This is a genomic window from Rhizobacter fulvus (assembly GCF_964020785.1).
Map to the genome: position 1 here is coordinate 5,455,271 of NZ_OZ224516.1, position 12,945 is coordinate 5,468,215.

The 12,945-nt window shown below is 67.5% G+C and carries 14 protein-coding genes; 7 read left to right on the forward strand and 7 right to left on the reverse strand.

Features of this window, described 5'->3' with window-relative positions; genetic code table 11:
• Positions 1-26: 26 nt before the first annotated feature.
• The 6 genes from ACWH49_RS25810 to ACWH49_RS25835 form a co-directional block, all read right to left on the reverse strand.
• The gene (locus ACWH49_RS25810; RefSeq protein WP_448174037.1) at positions 27-293 is read right to left on the reverse strand and encodes an FAD assembly factor SdhE; all 267 of its coding nucleotides are present in this window, start codon (positions 291-293) and stop codon (positions 27-29) included.
• Positions 294-300: 7 nt separating this feature from the next.
• Positions 301-1,002, reverse strand: a complete 702-nt coding sequence (locus ACWH49_RS25815) for a succinate dehydrogenase iron-sulfur subunit (protein ID WP_056463662.1) — start codon at positions 1,000-1,002, stop codon at positions 301-303.
• A gap of 16 nt (positions 1,003-1,018) precedes the next feature.
• A complete protein-coding gene (gene sdhA, locus ACWH49_RS25820; RefSeq protein ID WP_448174400.1) occupies positions 1,019-2,818 on the reverse strand; it encodes a succinate dehydrogenase flavoprotein subunit in 1,800 nt (599 codons plus the stop codon).
• Between the two features lie 23 nt (positions 2,819-2,841).
• Positions 2,842-3,204 carry a succinate dehydrogenase, hydrophobic membrane anchor protein gene (gene sdhD / locus ACWH49_RS25825; protein ID WP_448174038.1) on the reverse strand — a complete coding sequence of 121 codons (363 nt, stop codon included), beginning with the start codon at positions 3,202-3,204 and terminating at the stop codon, positions 2,842-2,844.
• Between the two features lie 34 nt (positions 3,205-3,238).
• Positions 3,239-3,628, reverse strand: a complete 390-nt coding sequence (gene sdhC / locus ACWH49_RS25830; RefSeq protein ID WP_056463668.1) for a succinate dehydrogenase, cytochrome b556 subunit — start codon at positions 3,626-3,628, stop codon at positions 3,239-3,241.
• Positions 3,629-3,771: 143 nt separating this feature from the next.
• Positions 3,772-4,530: a GntR family transcriptional regulator gene (locus ACWH49_RS25835; protein ID WP_448174039.1), complete on the reverse strand. Its 759-nt coding sequence runs from the start codon at positions 4,528-4,530 to the stop codon at positions 3,772-3,774.
• A gap of 174 nt (positions 4,531-4,704) precedes the next feature.
• Here ACWH49_RS25835 and ACWH49_RS25840 point away from each other — a divergent pair, with 174 nt between their 5' ends.
• From ACWH49_RS25840 to ACWH49_RS25870, 7 genes are all read left to right on the forward strand, one after another.
• A complete protein-coding gene (locus tag ACWH49_RS25840; RefSeq protein WP_448174040.1) occupies positions 4,705-5,691 on the forward strand; it encodes a malate dehydrogenase in 987 nt (328 codons plus the stop codon).
• Position 5,692: 1 nt separating this feature from the next.
• The gene (locus ACWH49_RS25845; protein ID WP_448174041.1) at positions 5,693-6,694 is read left to right on the forward strand and encodes an HpcH/HpaI aldolase/citrate lyase family protein; all 1,002 of its coding nucleotides are present in this window, start codon (positions 5,693-5,695) and stop codon (positions 6,692-6,694) included.
• A gap of 97 nt (positions 6,695-6,791) precedes the next feature.
• Positions 6,792-7,445, forward strand: a complete 654-nt coding sequence (locus ACWH49_RS25850; protein WP_448174042.1) for a hypothetical protein — start codon at positions 6,792-6,794, stop codon at positions 7,443-7,445.
• Positions 7,446-7,512: 67 nt separating this feature from the next.
• On the forward strand, positions 7,513-7,758 hold the full coding sequence (locus ACWH49_RS25855; RefSeq protein ID WP_056463684.1) for an AbrB/MazE/SpoVT family DNA-binding domain-containing protein: 246 nt from the start codon (positions 7,513-7,515) through the stop codon (positions 7,756-7,758).
• Positions 7,758-8,180 carry a type II toxin-antitoxin system VapC family toxin gene (locus tag ACWH49_RS25860; protein WP_448174043.1) on the forward strand — a complete coding sequence of 141 codons (423 nt, stop codon included), beginning with the start codon at positions 7,758-7,760 and terminating at the stop codon, positions 8,178-8,180. Before ACWH49_RS25855 ends, ACWH49_RS25860 begins: the two co-directional genes overlap by 1 nt.
• 53 nt (positions 8,181-8,233) lie before the next feature.
• Complete coding sequence (locus tag ACWH49_RS25865; protein WP_448174044.1) at positions 8,234-10,843, forward strand: bifunctional aconitate hydratase 2/2-methylisocitrate dehydratase; 2,610 nt, start codon at positions 8,234-8,236, stop codon at positions 10,841-10,843.
• Positions 10,843-11,490: a DUF2242 domain-containing protein gene (locus tag ACWH49_RS25870; protein WP_448174045.1), complete on the forward strand. Its 648-nt coding sequence runs from the start codon at positions 10,843-10,845 to the stop codon at positions 11,488-11,490. Before ACWH49_RS25865 ends, ACWH49_RS25870 begins: the two co-directional genes overlap by 1 nt.
• 4 nt (positions 11,491-11,494) lie before the next feature.
• Here the strand turns inward: ACWH49_RS25870 and sbcB are convergent, their stop codons facing one another.
• Entirely contained in the window at positions 11,495-12,928 is a 1,434-nt protein-coding gene (gene sbcB, locus ACWH49_RS25875) for an exodeoxyribonuclease I (protein WP_448174046.1), read from the reverse strand.
• Positions 12,929-12,945 lie beyond the last annotated feature (17 nt).

Genomic DNA, 12,945 nt, shown 5'->3' on the forward strand with positions numbered 1-12,945 from the left:
GCCTAAGGGGTGTGAACTCGCTTGCGTCACGCGGGCACGCGCATCATGCGCAGCACCTGCACCACGTCGTCTCTCTCCAGCTCCCCGGCGGGCTCCTGACGGGCCAGCAGCAGGTCGAGCAGGTCGTTGTCGGACAGGTCCATCAGGATCAGCAAACCCCGGGCCTGGTCTTCGGTCAACTGCGCCGCGTGGCGCTTGAAGAAGCGCTCGATGAACAGGTCGTTCTCGAGCAGGCCGCGGCGACACCGCCAGCGCAGCTTGCTCAACGCCCGTTCGTCAATCAACGCTTCCATCTCGAGGTCAGACGGCGCGGCGCACCATCAGTTCCTTGATCTTGCCGATCGCGCGCGTCGGATTCAGGCCCTTTGGGCAGACGTCGACGCAATTCATGATGGTGTGGCATCGGAACAGGCGGTACGGGTCCTCGAGGTTGTCGAGGCGGCCGGCGGTGTCCTGATCGCGGCTGTCGGCAATGAAGCGGTAGGCCTGCAGCAGGCCGGCCGGGCCGACGAACTTGTCCGGGTTCCACCAGAAGCTCGGGCAGCTCGTCGAGCAGCTCGCGCACAGGATGCACTCGTACAGGCCGTTCAGCTCGTCGCGTTCTTCGGGCGACTGCAGGCGCTCCTTTTCGGGCGGCGTCTCGTCGTTGACGAGGTACGGCTTGATCGAGTTGTACTGCTTGAAGAACTGCGTCATGTCGACGATCAGGTCGCGGATCACCGGCAGGCCGGGCAGCGGCTTCAGCACGATCACGCCGGGCAGCGTGCGCATGTTGGTCAGGCAGGCCAGGCCGTTCTTGCCATTGATGTTCATCGCGTCCGAGCCGCACACGCCCTCGCGGCAGGAGCGCCGGAAGCTCAGGCTGGGGTCGACCGCCTTGAGCTTGTTCAGTGCGTCGAGCAGCATGCGTTCGTGGCCGTCGAGCTCGACCTCGATTGTCTGCATGCGCGGCTTGGCGTCGGTGTCGGGGTCGTAGCGGTAGATCTGGAACGTGCGCTTCATGTGATTCTTTCCCGGATCAGAACGTGCGAACCTTCGGCGGCACCGACTCGACGGTCAGCGGCTTCAGGTTGACCGGCTTGTACTCGAGGCGGTTGCCCTCCGAGTACCAGAGCGTGTGCTTCATCCAGACCTCGTCGTTGCGCCCGTTCGGGTGCTCCGGCGTGTCCGCGTAGTCGTCGACGGTGTGCGCGCCGCGGCTCTCGTGGCGCGCAGCGGCCGAGATCATCGTGGCCATCGCGGCCTCGATCAGGTTGTCGACCTCGAGCGCCTCGATCCGCGCCGTGTTGAACACCTTCGACTTGTCGGCCAGATGGATGCCCTTGACCCGTTCGGCCAGCGCCTTGATCTCGACAACGCCCGCGTCCATCAGCTTCTGGGTGCGGAACACGCTGGCGTGCTGCTGCATCGAGTTGCGGATGTCGTTGGCGACGTCCTGCGCGTACTCGCCGCCGGTGCTGCCATCCAGGCGCGCGAGGCGTGCGAGCGTGAAGTCGGCCGCGTCGGCCGGCAGCGGCTTGTGCTGCTTCGCCTTCAGGCCGCTGTCGACGATGTGGTTGCCGGCGGCCTTGCCGAACACCAGCAGGTCGAGGAGCGAGTTCGTGCCCAGGCGGTTCGCACCGTGAACGCTCACACATGAGCATTCGCCGACCGCGTAGAGACCGTTCACCACCGAGTTCGGGTTGCCGTCCTTCGGTGCGACCACCTGCCCGAAGATGTTGGTCGGCACGCCGCCCATCTGGTAGTGGATCGTCGGGACGACGGGAATCGGTTCCTTCGTGATGTCGACGTTCGCGAAGTTGTGGCCGATCTCGAGCACGCTGGGCAGGCGCTTGGCGATGGTCTCGGCGCCGAGGTGGGTCATGTCGAGGACGATGTAGTCCTTGTTCGGCCCGCAGCCGCGCCCTTCCTTGATCTCCTGGTCCATGCAGCGCGAGACGAAGTCGCGCGGCGCCAGGTCTTTCAGCGTCGGCGCGTAGCGCTCCATGAAGCGCTCGCCGTCGCTGTTGCGCAGGATCGCGCCTTCGCCGCGGCAGCCTTCGGTCAGCAGCACGCCGGCACCGGCCACGCCGGTCGGGTGGAACTGCCAGAACTCCATGTCCTCCAGCGGCAGGCCGGCGCGCGCCGCCATGCCCAGGCCGTCGCCGGTGTTGATGAACGCGTTGGTCGAGGCGGCGAAGATGCGCCCTGCGCCGCCGGTGGCGAGCAGCACGGTCTTGGCTTCGAGGATGTGGACTTCACCGGTCTCCATCTCGAGCGCCGTCACGCCGACGACGTCGCCGTCGGCGTCGCGGATCAGGTCGAGCGCCATCCATTCGACGAAGAAGTTGGTGCGGGCCTTGACGTTCTGCTGGTAGAGCGTGTGCAGCATCGCATGACCGGTGCGGTCGGCCGCGGCGCAGGCGCGCTGGACCGGTTTCTCGCCGTAGTTGGCGGTGTGGCCACCGAACGGACGCTGGTAGATCGTGCCGTCGGGGTTGCGGTCGAACGGCATGCCGAAGTGTTCGAGCTCGTAGACGACCTTCGGCGCCTCGCGGCACATGAACTCGATCGCGTCCTGGTCGCCGAGCCAGTCGGAACCCTTGACGGTGTCGTAGAAGTGGTAGTGCCAGTTGTCCTCGCTCATGTTGCCGAGCGAGGCGCCGATGCCGCCTTGCGCCGCCACCGTGTGCGAGCGGGTCGGGAACACCTTGGAGAGCACGGCCACGTTCAGGCCCGCGAGCGACAGTTGCAGCGAGGCGCGCATGCCGGAGCCGCCGGCGCCGACGATGACGACGTCGAACTTGCGTCGCGACAGCGAGGCCGTGCCGGCCGACATCTTGGGAATTGCCGATTGCATTCTCAAAGTCTCCAAAGAACCTGGATGGCCCAGCCGGCGCAGCCGACCAGCCAGACGATCGTGGCCACCTGCAGCGCGAGGCGCGCACCCACCGATTTCACGTAGTCCATCAACACGTCGCGCACGCCGACCCACACGTGCACGAGCAGCGAAACGATCACGACGAAGGTCAGCACCTTCATCCACTGCCGCGAGAAGATGCCGGCCCACTTGTCATAGCCCATCTCGCCGGGCAGCAGCACCTGAACGATGACCGCCAGCGTGAACAGCGCCATCAGCGTGGCCGTGACGCGCTGCGACAGCCAGTCGCGCAGACCGTAATGCGCGCCGACGACGGTGCGCTTCGAACCGAAACTCTGTGCCATGAAGGGGCGCCTCAGTGGTGACTTGGGAAAGCGATCAGAAGAAGAACAGCTTGGCGCCGAGCGCGAGGGTCAGCACGATGCTGACGGCCAGCGTGACGATGGCGGAGGTGCGGCCGAACTCCTTGCTCACCGCCTCGTGCGACACGTCCATCCACAGGTGGCGCAGGCCGGCGATCAGGTGATGGAGGTAGGCCCAGATCAACGCGAGCGCGACCAGCTTGTAGAACCAGCCCGGCAGCAGCCCGGTGCCCGACCGGAAGACCGAGGCGAACTGGCTGTAGCTGATTTCGGACGTGAGGCTGGTGTCGAACATCCAGATCACGAACGGCAGCAGCACGAACATCACGAGACCGCTGGCGCGGTGCAGGATCGACACGACGCCGGCCAGCGGGAGCCGGTACCCCAGCGCATCGATCAGCCGCATGTTCTCGCCGGGCCTGGTTTTTTTGACTGCTTCTGCCGTGTGTGCCATGAAGAAACCTTGTTCTGATCTGTCGAAACCGGTGCGTAACCGAACAATTTTATTGCAATGCAGCACCACGCGCCGTGGCCCGAGCCGAAATCACGTCAGCTGAGGTCATTGCGATAGTAGTGAGACGCCGTGCTGTAAAGGCCGCGGCGCAGTTCGACCGGTTTGTCGCCGTAGGTCATCGACAAGCGCTCCACGCTCAGCAGCGGCGCGCCGAGCGGCAGCGCGAGCAGCTCGGCGCTGGCCGCCTGCGCGGCGACGGCGCGGATCTGTTCTTCCGCGCGAATCATGCGCACACCGAATTCGGTCTCGAACAGCCCGTACAGCGGCCCCCGGTAAGCCGCGAGCCGCTCGCCGGTCAGCCCCTTGAACAGTGCGGACGGCAGCCAGATGTCGTCGAACACGACGGGCGTCTCGCGAAACGACAGCACCCGGCGGACACGGATCACCGGATCGCTGGCGCGAAGATGCAGCGCGCGCGCCACCTCGGCCGGCGCGCGTTGGCGCTTGCAGTCGATCAGCCGACGCGTCATGCCGCCGGCCTCGCCGCTGTCCGGCATCAGGCGCAGGAAGCGGAACTGGACGTGTTGCTCGGCATGCGTCGCGACGAACGTGCCCTTGCCTTGGCGGCGCACCAGCAGGTTCTCGGCGGCGAGCTCGTCGATGGCCTTGCGCACGGTGCCCTGGCTCACCTTGAAACGGGCCGCGAGTTCCATCTCGCTCGGGATCGCTTCCCCCGGCCGCCACTCGGCGTGCTGCAGGCTCTTGGTCATCAGCGCCTTGATCTGCTGGTAGAGCGGACTGAAGGCGGGGCCGACCGGCGCGTCGGCCGAGGTGGGCGGGGAGATCACGGACATGCCCCGATTGCAGCACAAAGCGGCCCGAATCACCGTCCGACGACTGGTTTATGTCTTATAGAAGACATCAGACTGGGCGCCCCGGCTCGGAAAATCGGTGACAACCCGCAGTGCGGCCTGCACTCTGGCCTAAACTCGCAGACGATCTTTTCACCATTCCTTCGGAGAATCCGCATGAGCAAGAAACCCGTTCGCGTCGCCGTCACCGGCGCCGCTGGCCAGATCGGTTACGCCGTCCTGTTCCGCATCGCCTCGGGCGAGATGCTGGGCAAGGACCAGCCGGTGATCCTGAGCCTGCTCGAAGTGCCGATGGAAAAGCCGCAGGCCGCGCTGAAGGGCGTGATCATGGAACTCGAGGACTGCGCGTTCCCGCTCCTGGTCGGCATCGAAGCGCACGGCGACCCGATGACCGCCTTCAAGGACGCCGACTACGCGCTGCTGATCGGCTCGCGTCCGCGCGGCCCCGGCATGGAACGCGCCGAACTGCTGGCCGTCAATGCCGAGATCTTCACCGCCCAGGGCAAGGCGCTCGACAAGGTCGCGAGCCTCAACGTCAAAGTGCTGGTGGTCGGCAACCCGGCCAACACCAACGCCTACATCGCGATGAAGAGCGCGCCCAGCCTGCCGCGCGAGAACTTCACCGCGATGCTGCGTCTCGATCACAACCGCGCGCTGAGCCAGGTCGCGGCCAAGACCGGCAAACCGGTGGCCGACATCGAGAAGCTCGCGGTCTGGGGCAACCACTCGCCGACCATGTACGCCGACTACCGCTTCGCGACGATCGGCGGCGCCAGCGTCAAGGACATGATCAACGACCAGGTCTGGAACGCCGAGACCTTCCTGCCGACCGTCGGCAAGCGCGGCGCGGCGATCATCGCGGCGCGCGGCGTGTCATCTGCCGCTTCCGCCGCCAACGCCGCGATCGACCACATGCGCGACTGGGCGCTGGGCACGCAGGGCAAGTGGGTCACGATGGGCGTGCCGTCGAACGGCGAGTACGGCATTCCGAAGGACGTGATGTTCGGCTTCCCGGTCACGACCGAGAACGGCCAGTACAAGATCGTCGAGGGCCTGCCGATCGACGCGTTCAGCCAGGAGCGCATCAACGTCACCTTGGCGGAACTCCAGGGCGAGCAAGACGGCGTCAAGCACCTGCTGTAAGGTGACCCACCCCCGCGACGCGCTGTTCGACAGCGGGGACGCCGCCCCGGCGATCCCGGTGTGCGATCACTACTGCGGCGTCGAGGTGCGCATGCGCAAGAGCCTCGCGCTGCAGGCCGAGATGGGCCCGGTGTTCGACGTCACGCTCGATTGCGAGGACGGCGCGCCGGTCGGCGGCGAGGCCGAGCACGCGCGCATGGCGGCCGAACTGGTGATGTCGTCCGCCAACTGGTTCGGTCGCGTCGGCGCGCGGGTTCACCCGGTCGTTCACCCGAGCTTCGCCGACGACGTGGCCACCTTGGTCGCCCGCGCCGGCACCCGGCTCGCGTACCTGATGGTGCCCAAGCCGCGCGACGCGCAGGAGTTGCAGCGCGCCTGCGCCGAAATCGACCACCAGAGCCGCGTCCACCAGCTGGCGCGGCCGATTCCGGTCCACGCGCTGATCGAGACGCACGGCGCGCTGCGCGACGTGGCGGCGATCGCGGCGAACCCGCGCATCGAGTCGCTGTCGTTCGGACTGATGGATTTCGTCTCCGCGCATCGTGGCGCGATCCCGGCCTCCGCGATGAGCGCCGACGGTCAGTTCACGCATCCGCTGGTGGTGCGCGCCAAGCTCGAGATCGCCGCGGCCTGCCACGGGTTCGCGAAGGTGCCGTCCCACTGCGTCGTCACCGAGTTCAACGACGAACGCGCCATCTCCGCTGCGGCGACGCGCGCCGCGCGCGAATTCGGCTATGCGCGGATGTGGAGCATCCACCCGAACCAGATCGAGCCGATCGTCGAGGCGTTCGCGCCGACCGCGGCCGAAACCGATCTGGCGATCGAGATCATCACCGCGGCGCAGGACGCCCAGTGGGCGCCGATCAGCCACCGCAGCACGCTGCATGACCGCGCGAGCTACCGCTACTTCTGGCAGGTGCTGGAACGCGCCAAGCGAACCGGCCAGCCGCTGCCTGCCAACGTGTTGACACGGTTCTTTCCGCCGGTTGCGGCCGCGGCGTGATGGCTGCACGGCTGCGCCGCGCGTCCGTTGCGCACCGGCACGCACGATGGCCCCACGCGGCCACAATCGCGGCTCCTCATTCAGTCACCCACACACCATGACGATTCAATCTTCGACGTTCGCCCTGGCCGCCGCCCTCGCCCTGTGTGTCGCTGCGCCGGTCGCCCTTGCGCAGACGGCGCCCGCCAAGAAGGCCGCGCCGACGAAGAGCACACCGAAGAAGGCAGCCGCCCCCAAGAAGGTCGTCGAGCCGCCGCCGCCGCCGGCCGCCGCAGGCCCGGAGCAGATCGACGCCGCCGAGCGCGTCTTCTACGGCGTCTACGACTGCGAGTTCAAGCAGACGATCGACATCGTGGCCAGCGCCAAATTCCCGGCGTATGTGGAAGTCAAGCACGGCAAGGCCGACTACCTGATGAAGCCGGTGCTGTCGTCGACCGGCGCGATCCGACTCGAGGACGTGCGCGGCGAGACGCTGATGGTGCAAATCGTCAACAAGTCCATGCTGTTGAACGTCAAGACCGCGCAGCGCATCGTCGACGACTGCGTCAGCCCGAAGCAGCGCGAGCTGATCGAGGCGGCCCGTGTCGCCAAGGCCGCCGCGGCCGCCTCCGGCGCCGCGCCGGCTGCCGGGAACATGCTGTCTGGCCCGGCGCCGACGCCGACCCCACCGGCACCCGCCACGTCGAGCGCGTCGGACGCCGCATCGGCGCCAGCAATGACCACGGCGCCCGCGTCTGCCCCGCTGAAGTAACCCCGCGCCGCAAGTACGCTTCGAGAAGTATGTACAATTCATGCATACTTCATCGAAGGAGCGCGCCATGGAAGCCACCGTTGCCGAACGCGGACAGATCACGCTGCCCAAGGCCGTGCGCGATGCGCTCGGGTTGACCAAGGGAACGCAACTGAAGGTCGAGCTCGACGGCGGCCGCATCATCCTGCGCAAGAACGTCGACGACGCGATCTCGCGGGCGCGCGGCCGCTTCAAGCTCGCCGAAGGCTTGACGACCGACGACGTGATGCGCGAGCTGCGCGGCCGGGCACCGGGCGATCCCGTCGACGCCTGATGATCGCAATCGACTCTTCGGTCCTGATCGACCTGCTCGGCGAAGACGCCGGCGCCGATTCCGCGGAGGCCTGCGTGCGCGACGCGCTCGCCCACGGCCCCGTCGTGCTGTGCGACGTGGTCGTCAGCGAGATCACTGCCGGGCTCGGCCACGGCTCCGAGATCATGGACGTGGTCGAGGAGATGGGCATGAGCTTCCTGCCTGTCGAGCGCAAGGCTGCGATCCGGGCCGGGGAAATGCAACGGCGCTACAAGCAGCGCCTGCGCGCGCTCGGCAGGGAGAGCGCCGGTCAGCGGGCCGTGCCCGACTTCATCGTCGGGGCACATGCCTTGCTTCAGTGCAGCGCGCTGATCACCCGTGACGCCGGCTTCTTCCGCGACTATTTCAAGGGCCTGAAGGTCATCGTGCCGAAAGCGGCCTGACGTTCCTCCTCCGCCCGCCCTCACCCACTCTCTCACGAACACCAGGAGCTCCCATGCTGCAAGCCTACCGTCAACACGTTGCCGAACGCGCCGCCCTCGGCATCCCGCCGCTGCCGCTGTCAGCCCAGCAGACCGGAGAACTGATCGAGCTGCTGAAGGCCCCGCCGGCCGGCGAGGAGACCACGCTGCTCGACCTGATCACGCACCGCGTGCCCGCGGGCGTCGACGACGCGGCCAAGGTCAAGGCGAGCTACCTCGCCGCGGTCGCCCATGGCACCGAGAACTCGCCGCTGCTCAGCCGCGTGCGCGCCACCGAGCTGCTCGGCACGATGCTGGGCGGCTACAACATCAGCTCGCTGGTCGACCTGCTGGACGACGTCTCGGTCGGCGCGGTCGCCGCCGAGGGCCTGAAGAAGACGCTGCTGATGTTCGACCAGTTCCACGACGTGCAGGAAAAGGCCGAGAAGGGCAACGCCAACGCCAGGGCCGTGCTGCAAAGCTGGGCCGACGCCGAGTGGTTCACCTCGCGTCCGGAAGTGCCGAAGTCCATCACCGTCAGCATCTTCAAGGTCGCCGGGGAGATCAACACCGACGACCTGTCGCCCGCGCCCGACGCCTGGAGCCGCCCCGACATCCCGATGCATGCGCTGGCGATGCACAAGAACCCGCGCCCGGGCATCGTGCCGGAGGAAGAAGGCAAGCGCGGCCCGGTGAAGTTCATCGAGGAACTGCGGGCGCGCGGCAACCTCGTTGCCTACGTGGGCGACGTGGTCGGCACCGGCTCGTCGCGCAAGTCGGCGACCAACTCGGTGCTGTGGTTCACCGGCGAGGACATCCCGTTCGTGCCGAACAAGCGCTTCGGCGGCGTCTGCCTGGGCGGCAAGATCGCGCCGATCTTCTACAACACGATGGAAGACTCGGGCGCGCTGCCGATCGAGCTCGACGTGAGCCAGATGAACATGGGCGACGTGATCGAGCTGCGTCCGTACGACGGCAAGGCGCTGAAGGACGGCAAGGTGATCGCCGAGTTCACGGTCAAGAGCGACGTGCTGTTCGACGAGGTGCGCGCCGGCGGCCGCATCCCGCTGATCATCGGCCGCGGCCTGACCGCCAAGGCACGTGAAGCGCTCGGCCTGCCGGTCAGCACGCTCTTCCGCCTGCCGCAGAACCCGGTCGACACCAAGAAGGGCTTCAGCCTGGGCCAGAAGATGGTCGGCAAGGCCTGCGGTCTGCCCGTCGTGAACGGCCAGCAGCAGGGCGTGCGCCCCGGCACGTATTGCGAACCGCGCATGACCAGCGTCGGCTCGCAGGACACCACCGGCCCGATGACCCGCGACGAGCTGAAGGATCTGGCCTGCCTGGGCTTCAGCGCCGACCTGGTGATGCAGTCGTTCTGCCACACCGCGGCCTACCCGAAGCCGGTCGACGTGAAGATGCACCACGAGCTGCCCGACTTCATCAGCACCCGCGGCGGCATCTCGCTGCGCCCGGGCGATGGCGTCATCCACTCGTGGCTGAACCGCCTGCTGCTGCCCGACACCGTCGGCACCGGCGGCGACTCGCACACCCGGTTCCCGATCGGCATCAGCTTCCCGGCCGGCTCCGGCCTGGTCGCGTTCGCCGCGGCCACCGGCGTGATGCCGCTCGACATGCCGGAGAGCGTGCTGGTGCGATTCAAGGGCACGATGGCGGATGCTTCAAAACGCGGCGTCACGCTGCGCGACCTGGTCAACGCGATCCCGCTGTACGCGATCAAGGCCGGGCTGCTGACGGTCGAGAAGAAGGGGAAGAAGAACATCTTCTCGGGCCGCATCCTCGAGATCGAGGGCCTGCCGGACCTGAAGGTCGAACAGGCGTTCGAGCTGAGCGACGCCTCGGCCGAGCGCAGCGCCGCCGGCTGCACGGTCAAGCTCAACAAGGAGCCGATCGCCGAGTACATCAACAGCAACATCACGATGATGAAGTGGATGATCGCGAACGGCTATTCGGACGCCCGCTCGCTCGAGCGCCGCATCAAGGCGCAGGAAGCCTGGCTCGCGAACCCCGAATTGCTCGAGGGTGACGCCGATGCCGAGTACGCCGCCGTGATCGAGATCGACCTGGCCGACGTGCACGAGCCGATCGTCGCCTGCCCGAACGACCCGGACGACGTGAAGACGCTGTCCGATGTCGCCGGCGCGAAGATCGACGAGGTCTTCATCGGCTCGTGCATGACCAACATCGGCCACTTCCGCGCCGCCAGCAAGCTGCTCGAAGGCAAGCGCGACATCCCCGTCAAGCTGTGGGTCGCCCCGCCGACCAAGATGGACGCCAAGAAGCTCAGCGACGAGGGCCACTACGGCGTGCTCGGCAATGCCGGCGCCCGCATGGAGATGCCCGGCTGCAGCCTGTGCATGGGCAACCAGGCGCAGGTGAAGGAAGGCGCGACCGTGTTCAGCACCAGCACCCGCAACTTCCCGAACCGGCTCGGCAAGAACTCGAACGTCTACCTCGGCTCGGCCGAACTGGCGGCGATCTGCTCCAAGCTCGGCCGCATCCCGACCCGCGAGGAGTACATGGTCGACATGGGCGTGCTGACTGCCGCCAGCGGCACGGTCTACAAGTACCTGAACTTCGATCAGATCGAGGAGTTCACCGACGCGGCGGCCAGCGTCGGGGCGTGATGCACAAGGCGTGGCGGCCCCTCGGGGCCGCGCTTTCTTCGCTGGTCGCGGGAGCGCTGCTGGCATCGTGCGGCAGCCTCGGCGGCGGCCGCGTCAAGCTCGAGCCGGAAGCGTTCGGCTCGACGACGACGCACTCGCGCCGCTTCGACAGCGCGCCCGCCTATACCTGCGAGGCGGCGAGGCGCGCGCTGTTGAGCCAGGGCTTCGTGATCACCGCGGCCGACGGCGAACGGGTCAACGGCCGCAAGTATTTCCAGCCCGAGCCCGAGGTGCACGTCCAGCTCGAGTTCCACACCGTCTGTGCGCCGGACGGGCGCGGCGGTCGCGCCACGCTGGCGTTCGTCAACGCGCTGCAGGACCGCTACGCGCTGAAGAAGAGCAACAACTCGGCCAGCGTGGGCGTCGGCGCGATCGGCTCGTTGTCGCTGCCGTTCACGTCGAGCGACGATTCGCTGGTCAAGGTCGCGAGCGAGACGATCACGTCGGCGCCCTTCTACGACCGCTTCTACAAGCTGCTGCAGCGCTACCTCGTGGCCGATGCGGAACTCGTCGAGCCGAAGGCCGAGCCGATGGTGATCACGCCGATGCCGCCCGCCGCGGCCGCTTCCGCTGCGATGCCGCCGGCCAGCGCCGCGTCGGCGCCCTGAAGGGTCAGTCCCGCTCGGGCGCGATCTCGGTCGCGTAGTCGACCAGCGCGCCGAGGATCTCCTGCGTGCGCTCGTCGGCATCCTCGCCGAGCGCATCGACCTCGTCGAGGAACGCCTGCAGCGTCAGCGCGCCGCCAGCGCCGTCGTGCAGCCGGTGCGCGCAGTGCTCCGTCCACTGTGTCTGCTCGGCGTCGTTCAAGGTCTCGGGAAAGTTGCGGGCACGGTAGCGAAACAGCAATTCATTCAGGCGCGCGTCCGCAAACGCGGGCCGCGTCTGTGCGAGTTGCGCGCCGTTCAGCGTGCGCAGCTTCTGCAGCGTGCGCCGGTCCTCGTTGCCGACGAAGCCGCCGTACAGGTCCTCGTCGACATCGGTCGCAGCCTCGCGCGCGGGGCGTTCGAAGATCGCTGGCCACATGCCGGCCAGCAGGTGCGCCTTGACCGCGATCGATTCGGCATGGCGCAGCGCCTGCGGGATGTCCAGGCCCCACTTGGTGGCCGTCGCATCGTTCAGCGTCTTCAGGTTGCCGATGACGATCGGCGACTTGTTGATGTGGATGGTCTTGATCGGCAGCCGGGTCACGCCCTCAGGCAGCTCATCGCTGCGGGTGAACATGCGGGTGCGGATCGCGTCGACGCCGAGCGTGAAGAGCTCGTCCGGCGCGGAGGCCAGGTCCCACACGATGACCTCGTTCTTGTTGGTCGGGTGCGGCGCCAGCGGCCAGACCGGCGCGATGCAGCCGCGCTCGACGCCGTACATGCCCGAGACATGCAGGAACGGCTTGCCCACGCCCATCTCGCGCACCACCTCGTGCTTGCTGCGCAGCCGCAGGCAGAAGTCCCACAGCCGCGGCTGGCGCGCCTTGACCAGCCGGGCCAGCGCGATGGTCGCGCGCACGTCCGACAGCGCATCGTGCGCGGCCGCGTGCGCAATGCCGTTCGCGGCGGTCAGGTGCTCGAGCTTGAACGACGGCCGGCCGTCGTCGTGCACCGGCCATTCGATGCCTTCGGGTCGCAGCGCCCAGGTGGTGCGCACCACGTCGAGCAGGTCCCAGCGGCCGCATTCGTTCTGCCATTCGCGCGCATACGGGTCGATCAGGTTGCGCCAGAACAGGTGGCGCGTGACCTCGTCGTCGAAGCGGATCGAGTTGTAGCCGACGCCGATCGTGCCGGGACGCGCCAGCTCCTGCTCGATCGCGTCGGCGAAGCGGTGCTCCGGCACGCCCTGCGCGAGGCACTGCTGCGGCGTGATGCCGGTCAGCACGCAGGCGCCCGGCTCGGGCAGGAAGTCGGGCGCAGGCTGGCAGAACTGCATCAGCGGCGCGCCTATCTCGTTCAGGTCGGCATCGGTGCGCACGCCGGCGAACTGGGACGGCCGGTCGCGGCGCGGCACGCGGCCGAAGGTTTCGTAGTCGTGCCAGAAGAAGGTCGTGTCGGCCATGCGAGGAATCTAACAGG

Coding starts and splice junctions, on each gene's coding strand:
- sdhA (WP_448174400.1), bottom strand. CDS start 2,818: ATGTCGGCCGGCACGGCCTCGCTGTCGCGACGCAAGTTCGACGTCGTC.
- ACWH49_RS25835 (WP_448174039.1), bottom strand. CDS start 4,530: ATGTCCGTGATCTCCCCGCCCACCTCGGCCGACGCGCCGGTCGGCCCC.
- ACWH49_RS25865 (WP_448174044.1), top strand. CDS start 8,234: ATGCTGCAAGCCTACCGTCAACACGTTGCCGAACGCGCCGCCCTCGGC.
- ACWH49_RS25855 (WP_056463684.1), top strand. CDS start 7,513: ATGGAAGCCACCGTTGCCGAACGCGGACAGATCACGCTGCCCAAGGCC.
- sdhD (WP_448174038.1), bottom strand. CDS start 3,204: ATGGCACAGAGTTTCGGTTCGAAGCGCACCGTCGTCGGCGCGCATTAC.
- sdhC (WP_056463668.1), bottom strand. CDS start 3,628: ATGCGGCTGATCGATGCGCTGGGGTACCGGCTCCCGCTGGCCGGCGTC.
- sbcB (WP_448174046.1), bottom strand. CDS start 12,928: ATGGCCGACACGACCTTCTTCTGGCACGACTACGAAACCTTCGGCCGC.
- ACWH49_RS25815 (WP_056463662.1), bottom strand. CDS start 1,002: ATGAAGCGCACGTTCCAGATCTACCGCTACGACCCCGACACCGACGCC.
- ACWH49_RS25850 (WP_448174042.1), top strand. CDS start 6,792: ATGACGATTCAATCTTCGACGTTCGCCCTGGCCGCCGCCCTCGCCCTG.
- ACWH49_RS25840 (WP_448174040.1), top strand. CDS start 4,705: ATGAGCAAGAAACCCGTTCGCGTCGCCGTCACCGGCGCCGCTGGCCAG.
- ACWH49_RS25860 (WP_448174043.1), top strand. CDS start 7,758: ATGATCGCAATCGACTCTTCGGTCCTGATCGACCTGCTCGGCGAAGAC.
- ACWH49_RS25810 (WP_448174037.1), bottom strand. CDS start 293: ATGGAAGCGTTGATTGACGAACGGGCGTTGAGCAAGCTGCGCTGGCGG.
- ACWH49_RS25870 (WP_448174045.1), top strand. CDS start 10,843: ATGCACAAGGCGTGGCGGCCCCTCGGGGCCGCGCTTTCTTCGCTGGTC.